The organism is Mycobacterium sp. MUNTM1 (genome assembly GCF_054660795.1).
Genome location: NZ_BAAGDE010000018.1, coordinates 91,334 through 98,738 on the forward strand (window position 1 = coordinate 91,334; position 7,405 = coordinate 98,738).

Here is a 7,405-nt window from a genome sequence, read left to right on the forward strand (position 1 = left end):
CGGCGGCCCTCCGACATCCGCCGCCGTGTGACGACCGTCACAGCCATTGAACGGAAGCGTCACCCGCGGGGGTTCGTTCAGGTAGACGAACGCTCTGAACGAGAGGCGGGCAATGACCGATGACGCGACGCGCGCGAAAGTTAGCTCCACAGGCCCGATCAGCGCGGCGCGCCAACGCGTAGCCGACCGCATCCGCGACCTGGATGCCCGCGACGAGGAGTTCCGCACCACCAAGCCCGACGCCGCTGTGCAGGTCGCGGCGCGTGAACCCGGCCTGCGGCTGCCGCAGATCCTGGAAATCTTCGCCGAGGGCTACGCCGACCGGCCCGCCCTGGGCTGGCGGGCCCGCTCGTTGACCACCGATCCCGCCACCGGCCGAACCGACCCACAACTGCTGCCCCGATTCGACACCATGACCTACCGCGAGCTGTGGGCCAACGTCCGCGCCATCGCCGGCGCATGGCGACACGACGCCACCAATCCCGTTGCGCCCGGCGACGTTGTCGCCACCGTCGGTTTCGCGAGCGCCGAATACCTCACCATCGATTTGGTCTGTGCCTACCTCGGGCTGGTGACCGTGCCGCTGCAGCACAACACGACGGCCTCGCGGCTGAGGCCGATCATCGAGGAGGTCGAGCCCGCCACGTTGGCCGCCGGTGTCGGCTATCTCGACCTCGCCGTCGAGGCGGCACTGGGTAGCCCGTCGTTGCGCCGGGTCGTGGTCTTCGATTACCGGCCCGAGGTCGACGAACAGCGCGCGGCCGTCGATCGTGCGCAGGCGAAGCTGGCGAATGCCGGCATCGCCGTCACCATCGAGACCCTCGATGGTGCGATCGAACGCGGCCGGACCCTACCTCCGGAGCCGACGTTCACCGGTGACACCGACGAGCGGCTGGCCATGATCATGTACACCTCGGGCAGCACCGGGTTGCCCAAGGGCGCCATGTACACCGAGCGGATGCTGTGCAGGCTGTGGACCAACGAGCTGATGCCCGACTTCCCCGACACCCCGGTGATCAACGTGAATTTCATGCCGCTCAATCACCTGGGCGGCCGGATACCGTTGTCGACGGCGTTCCAGGCGGGCGGCACCAGTTACTTCGTCCCGGAGAGCGACCTGTCCACCCTATTCGACGACTGGAACCTGGTGCGCCCCACCGAAATGGGGCTGGTGCCACGGGTGGCGGAGATGCTGTACCAGCGCTACCAGAGCGCGGTCGATCGATTCGAGGTTGCGGGCGTTGACACTGCCGCGGCACAGGCGCAGGCGCGGGTGGAGCTGCGCGAGCAGGTCCTCGGTGGACGCATCGTGACCGCCTTCTGCGGCACCGCGCCGCTGGCGTCCGAGATGCGCGCTTTCATCGAAACCTGTTTGGACGTCCACGTTCTCGATGGATATGGGCTGACCGAGGTCGGCATGGTGACCAAGGACGGCCGGATCACCCAGCCGCCGGTGTTGGACTACAAGCTGATCGATGTTCCCGAGCTGGGCTACTTCCTCACCGACAAGCCTTATCCGCGAGGCGAGTTACTGGTGAAGTCGCTGACCGCCACGCCCGGATATTTTAAACGGCCCGATGTCACCGCCAAAGCCTTCGATCCCGAGGGCTACTACCGCACCGGTGACGTGATGGCCGAGCTGGAGCCGGGCCGGCTCGCCTACGTCGACCGGCGCAACAACGTGCTGAAGTTGGCCCAGGGCGAGTTCGTTGCCGTGGCGCGCCTGGAAGCGCTGTTCTCCACCGCGTCCCTGGTGCGCCAGATCTTCGTCTACGGCAACAGCGAGCGGCCCTACCTGTTGGCCGTTGTCGTCCCGACCGACGACGCCGCGGAGAGGTTCGCCGGCGACGCCGACGGCCTGAAGGCCGCCCTGGGCGAATCCCTGCGCCAGTCGGCCAGACTCGGCGAGTTGCAGTCCTACGAGGTGCCCGTCGACTTCGTGGTCGAGACGGAGCCGTTCAGTGAGGACAGCGGTCTGCTCTCCGGGGTGGGAAAGCTGCTGCGGCCCAAGCTCAAAGAGCGCTATGGCGCCCGGCTCGAACAGCTGTACGGGGAGCTGGCCGAAAATCGGGCGACCGAACTGCGCGCCCTGCGTGAAGGCGCGGCCGAGCACCCGGTGATCTTCACCCTCAGCCGCGCCGCCGAGGCGCTGCTCGGCCTGGCCGGCGGGCCACCGTCGCCGGACGCGCTGTTCATCGACCTCGGCGGCGACTCCCTGTCGGCATTGACGTTTTCCAATCTGCTGCGTGACATCTTCGACGTCGAGGTGCCGGTCGGGATCATCACCGGCCCGGCGACCGACCTCGCTCAGCTCGCGGAATACGTTGAATCCGAACGCCAATCGGGCTCGCGGCGGCCGAGCTTCGCGACCGTGCACGGGCGAGGCGCGACGCAGGTCCGCGCCGCCGACCTCACCTTAGACAAGTTCATCGACGCGACCACCCTGGCCGAGGCGCCGGCGCTGCCGCGCGCGACGGGCACGCCGCACACCGTCCTGCTCACCGGCGCCAACGGCTACCTCGGCCGCTTCCTGATCCTGGAGTGGCTCGAACGGCTCGCCGAGACCGGCGGAAAACTCATCTCCATCATCCGCGCCGCGGATGTCGCGGCCGCCGCCAAACGACTGGAGGCCGTCTTCGACAGCGGCGATCCGGGGTTGCTGGAGCGATTCCGCGCGCTGGCCGCGGATCACCTCGAGGTCATCGTCGGCGATATCGGTGAGCCGAATCTCGGCCTGGGGCAAGGCACCTGGGAGCGCCTCGCGCAGACCGTGGATCTGATCGTGCATCCGGCCGCTCTGGTCAACCACGTGTTGCCCTACGATCAACTGTTCGGCCCGAACGTGGTGGGCACCGCCGAGTTGATTCGCCTGGCGATCACGACCCGGATCAAGCCCGTCACGTACATGTCGACCGTCGCGGTGGCCCTGTCGGTCGATCCGGCCGCGTTCGCCGAGGACGGCGACATCCGTACCGTCAGCGCGTTGCGGCCGGTCGATGACAGCTATGCCAACGGGTACGCGAACAGCAAGTGGGCCGGCGAGGTGCTGCTGCGCGAGGCGCACGACCTGTGTGGCTTGCCGGTCGCTGTGTTCCGGTCCGACATGATCCTGGCGCACAGCCGGTATGCCGGCCAGCTCAATGTTCCAGATGCGTTCACCCGCTTGGTATTCAGCTTGTTGACCACCGGTATCGCACCGGCCTCCTTCTACCAGACCGATCCGCACGGAAACCGGGCGGTCGCCCATTACGACGGCCTGCCCGCCGACTTCGTGGCCGAGGCGGTGACCACGCTCGGTGAACAGATCGCCACGGCCGCCGAGGAATCCGGCACTTACAGGTCCTTCGACGTGATGAACCCGCACGACGACGGCGTCTCGCTGGATGTGTTCGTCGACTGGTTGATCGCCGCCGGTCACGACATCCGGCGCATCGACGACTACGACGAGTGGCTGGGCCGGTTCACGACCGCCCTTCGAGCGTTGCCCGACAAGCAACGGCAGCATTCGCTGCTGCCGTTGCTGGACGCCTACCGGAAACCGGAGACGCCGCTACGCGGTGCCCCGGCCCCCACCGACGTGTTCCGCAGCGCCGTCCGGGCCGCGAAAATCGGTGCGGACGACGACATTCCGCATCTGTCGGCGGCGTTGATCGACAAGTACGTCGCTGATCTGCGTTTGCTTGGCCTGGTGTAGCCGCAACCGGGGCTAGCCGGGCAGGCCGGCCTTGACCGCAGCATCCTGCTTGCGGGCGACGTCGAGGGCGACGCCCGGGTCGATCGGGTCGGTCGGCGCACTGTCGAATTCCAGGCTGATCAGCGCCTTGCCCTCGGTGAAGACCAAGACGGTCATCGCCTGGGAGTTGTCCGGCGAGGCGCCCGAGATCGTCACCCCGTGGGCACCGACGGCAAGCGGTTGCCAGCTCCCGGTCACCTTGCCGTTGTAACCGCCTTGGGTGGAAGCCAATTCGGCCGCGGCCGCCGCCGGATCCGCGGCGACCGTGATGGTGTCCCACAGCCGGCGGCTGCTGTCGGCGTTGGCGAACAGCTGGGCGACCCCCGGCGCGTTGTTGGGGTTGAGCATGGGCGACTGCGGCGCGGTGAGACCGCCGCCCACGTCGTTCGGTTTGATCAGCAGGAAGCCGTAATCCGACGGTTGGCCCGAGGGCGGGCCGGTGACCACGCTCGAACCGGTCGTAGCGGCGGTGCTCGACGCCGGCGGGGGCGCGGCCTTGTTGGCGCTGCCACATCCGGAGCTCGCGGCGCCGACCACGACGAGCGCAAGGATCCGGCCGGCGATGCCGATCCGATCAACTTCCACGCATGTTCCTTCCACGTGTCATCGGTATCCGGCTTTCACCGCGGCTTCCGACGCCGCCGGCGAAATGCTGTTGTGAACCAGGCTTCGTTACGAACATATGCCCACTCGGCGCCCGGTGGGTAGCACTTCGGGTGCCTATGCTGGCGTGGGTAGGAGCATCCTCACGCGGAAGGAGATCGGCATGACGGCTGCAGCGGCGCGCGGGGTACGGTTCGACCGTTATGGGGGACGCGAGGTGTTGTACGTCGCCGATATCGAGATGCCCTCGCCCGGGCCGGGCGAGGTCGTCGTGGAGGTTCGAGCCGCCGGGATAAATCCCGGCGAGGCCGGCATCCGGGCCGGCGCGATGCACGAGATGTTCCCGGCCACCTTCCCCTCCGGACAGGGCAGCGACCTGGCTGGCGTCGTCACCGCCGTGGGGCCCGGGGTCACCGAGTTTTCCGTCGGCGACGAAGTCCTGGGTTTCAGCATGCGCCGGTCCAGCCATGCCACCCACACCGCGGTGCCGGTGAACCAGCTGATCCGCAAACCTGCCGAACTCGGTTGGGCGGCAGCGGGTTCGCTGTACGTGGTCGGGGCGACCGCCTACGCCGCGGTCCGCGCGGTGGCGCCCCAACCGGGTGAGACGATCGCGGTGTCGGCCGCCGCGGGCGGGGTGGGCAGCCTGGTCGTGCAGCTTTTGGTGCTGCGCGAGGCGCGGGTGCTCGGCATCGCCGGGCCCGGCAACGCCGACTGGCTGCGCGCGCACGGCGTCATACCGATCGCCTACGGCGACGGGCTGGCCGAGCGGCTGCGCGAGGCAGCGCCGGACGGCATCGACGCGTTCATCGACCTGTTCGGTCCGGACTACGTCCAGCTCGCCGTCGATCTCGGTGTGGCGCCCGAGCGGATCGACACCATCATCTCCTTCCAGAAGGCGGGCGAAGTGGGCGCCAAAACCGAGGGCAGCATGGAGGCCTCGACGCCCGAGGTGCTCGCCGAGATGGCCGACCTGATCGTTTCCGGCGCCATCGACTTTGACGTCGCAGCGACCTACCCGCTGGACCGGGTAGCCGACGCCTATGCCGAGCTGGAGCAGCGGCACACCCACGGGAAAATCGTTCTGCTGCCCACTAACTCACAGTGAGGCGGCCGGTCCGACCACACCGGCCTGCACGATTTTGATGATGACGAAGGCGACGGCCACCGCCAGGTAGCCCCGCAAGGTGAACAGCCCCGCCCGGCGCATCGGCGACATCGCCGGCCGGTCCAGCAGCGCGAGGTTGGGGGCCTGCCAGGCGGCCCGGTCCTGGCGTCGTACGGCCCGGCGCTCGGCACGCGTCAGCGACGAAGCCTCGTCGAGTTCGTCGACCTCCTCCGGATCCAGGCCGCCGCCGAGCGTGCGCACGATGGCTTCGGCGTCGGTCAAATTGCGGTGCCGCCGGCCGGCGATGATCATCACCGCGCCGCCGACGATGCCCAGCACCGCTCCCCCGGCCAGCCCCTTCTCGAGCGTGGCGGTGGACAGGTCCGGGAAGAAGGTCGCGGCCGTCAACGCCAGCGACAGCAGCACCAGACACCACACGATGGTCCACGCAATGATGTTCTGCCGCACCGTGTTCACCCACGGGCCCAGCACCGCCCGGTCGTTGCACAACAGCACCAGAAAGACGGTGGCTGACGGAAGCAGGACCCCGGCGAGCGCCTGGACGCCCTGCGTCACCAGGCCCAGGATGTGATCGGGGCTGAACGAGACCGCCGCCGAGGCCCCGAGCAGTATCGCGTAGCCCCCGTAGAACAGCGGGGCCTCGCTGATCTTCCAATGCAACGAGTGCCGCTTGCCCATGGCATCGCCGACCGCATAGGTGGTCGCCAAGCCGACGGCGTTGGCGCCGATCAGCGACGCGTCCAGCAGGATGATCGCGAACAGCACGCCCAGCGTGCCGCCTTGGTGCTTCGACAATCCCGAGGCGACCGCACCCGCGTCGGTGAAGTGGCCCGCGGCGGCGGTGCCGGTCAATCCGAATGCCGCCACGGCCATCAACGCCGTCGCGCCCACCATGACCACGACGATTCCGATGGCCAAATCCGCTCGGCCGTACGGGATCCAGCGGGCGGTGATGCGCTTGTCCACCACGTTGGACTGCTGGAAGAACAGCTGCCACGGCGCGACCGTGGTGCCCACGATCGCGACCACCAGCAGCAGCACCGTCGAGTTGAGCCCACCCGGGAACTGCGGGATCAGGCCCGCCGCCGTCGCTTTCGGGGTCGGATGCACCAGCCACACCATCGGGAAGATCAGCACGTTCACCGCGATCAGCAGGAACATCAGCCGCTCCCAGCGGCGGAACGACCCGCCGGCCACCACCGCGAACAGCAGCACGGCCGCGGCCGGGACGGCGACAATCCTCGGGCAGCCCAGGAATCCGAGAGCCAGTGAGACGCCGATGAATTCGGTCACGATAGTCAAGGCGTTCAAGACCAACAGATCACCGACGCTGAAGGCGCCCCAGAACCTGCCGAACCGCTCGAATATCAAGCGCGCATGCCCAACCCGAGCCACGGCACCGAGCCGCAGCACCATCTCCTGGTTGACGTACAGCACCGGAATCAGCAGTGCCAGCGTCCACAACAGGCCCATGCCGTAGTTCTGGCCGGCCTGCGCGTAGGTCGCGACGCCGCCGGCGTCGTTGTCGCCCACCATGACGATCAGCCCGGGACCGGTGATGACGGCCAGGGTGCGCAGCCGACGCCAGCGTCCACTGAACGCCCCGTAGCCACCGTCCCCGTCGCGCCGGATGCGCCCGAACGCGCCGACGATGTCGCCGACGTGCGCGGAATCCAGCACCGTCGGGCTTTGCGCCTCGCGGCGCGCGTCTTCCGCTGCGGCCAACCCCGGGTCGCGGCGGCCGCCGCCGGTGTCGATGGAAGTCATCGAATCCTCGCTATCTCGAACGGTTCTCACCTCGCGGTGCGGCAGTCGTGGTTGCGGCACTCAATGCGCCCGCGGGGGCCGGGGGGGCGGTGGCGCCCCACGGCGCCCCCGTGGGTGGGGGGGGGTTGGGGGGCGCACCCCCGGCCCCGGCCCCCCCCCCCCCGGGGGCCCAA

Annotated in this window: 4 protein-coding genes; 2 read left to right on the forward strand and 2 right to left on the reverse strand. The window is 68.6% G+C overall.

Features of this window, described 5'->3' with window-relative positions:
• Positions 1-112 precede the first annotated feature (112 nt).
• The gene (car, locus tag ACYQ8K_RS12985; protein ID WP_459969483.1) at positions 113-3,694 is read left to right on the forward strand and encodes a carboxylic acid reductase; all 3,582 of its coding nucleotides are present in this window, start codon (positions 113-115) and stop codon (positions 3,692-3,694) included.
• Positions 3,695-3,706: 12 nt separating this feature from the next.
• Here car and ACYQ8K_RS12990 read toward each other — a convergent pair whose 3' ends face one another.
• On the reverse strand, positions 3,707-4,318 hold the full coding sequence (locus tag ACYQ8K_RS12990; protein WP_459969485.1) for a hypothetical protein: 612 nt from the start codon (positions 4,316-4,318) through the stop codon (positions 3,707-3,709).
• A 181-nt stretch (positions 4,319-4,499) separates the two neighbouring features.
• On the opposite strand from ACYQ8K_RS12990, the gene ACYQ8K_RS12995 reads away from it, so the two are divergent.
• Positions 4,500-5,444 (forward strand): NADP-dependent oxidoreductase, encoded by a 945-nt coding sequence (locus tag ACYQ8K_RS12995; protein WP_459969486.1) that lies wholly within the window; start codon positions 4,500-4,502, stop codon positions 5,442-5,444.
• Here the strand turns inward: ACYQ8K_RS12995 and ACYQ8K_RS13000 are convergent.
• The gene (locus ACYQ8K_RS13000; protein WP_459969487.1) at positions 5,436-7,232 is read right to left on the reverse strand and encodes an NRAMP family divalent metal transporter; all 1,797 of its coding nucleotides are present in this window, start codon (positions 7,230-7,232) and stop codon (positions 5,436-5,438) included. The two genes, ACYQ8K_RS12995 and ACYQ8K_RS13000, sit on opposite strands and share 9 nt — an antisense overlap.
• Positions 7,233-7,405 lie beyond the last annotated feature (173 nt).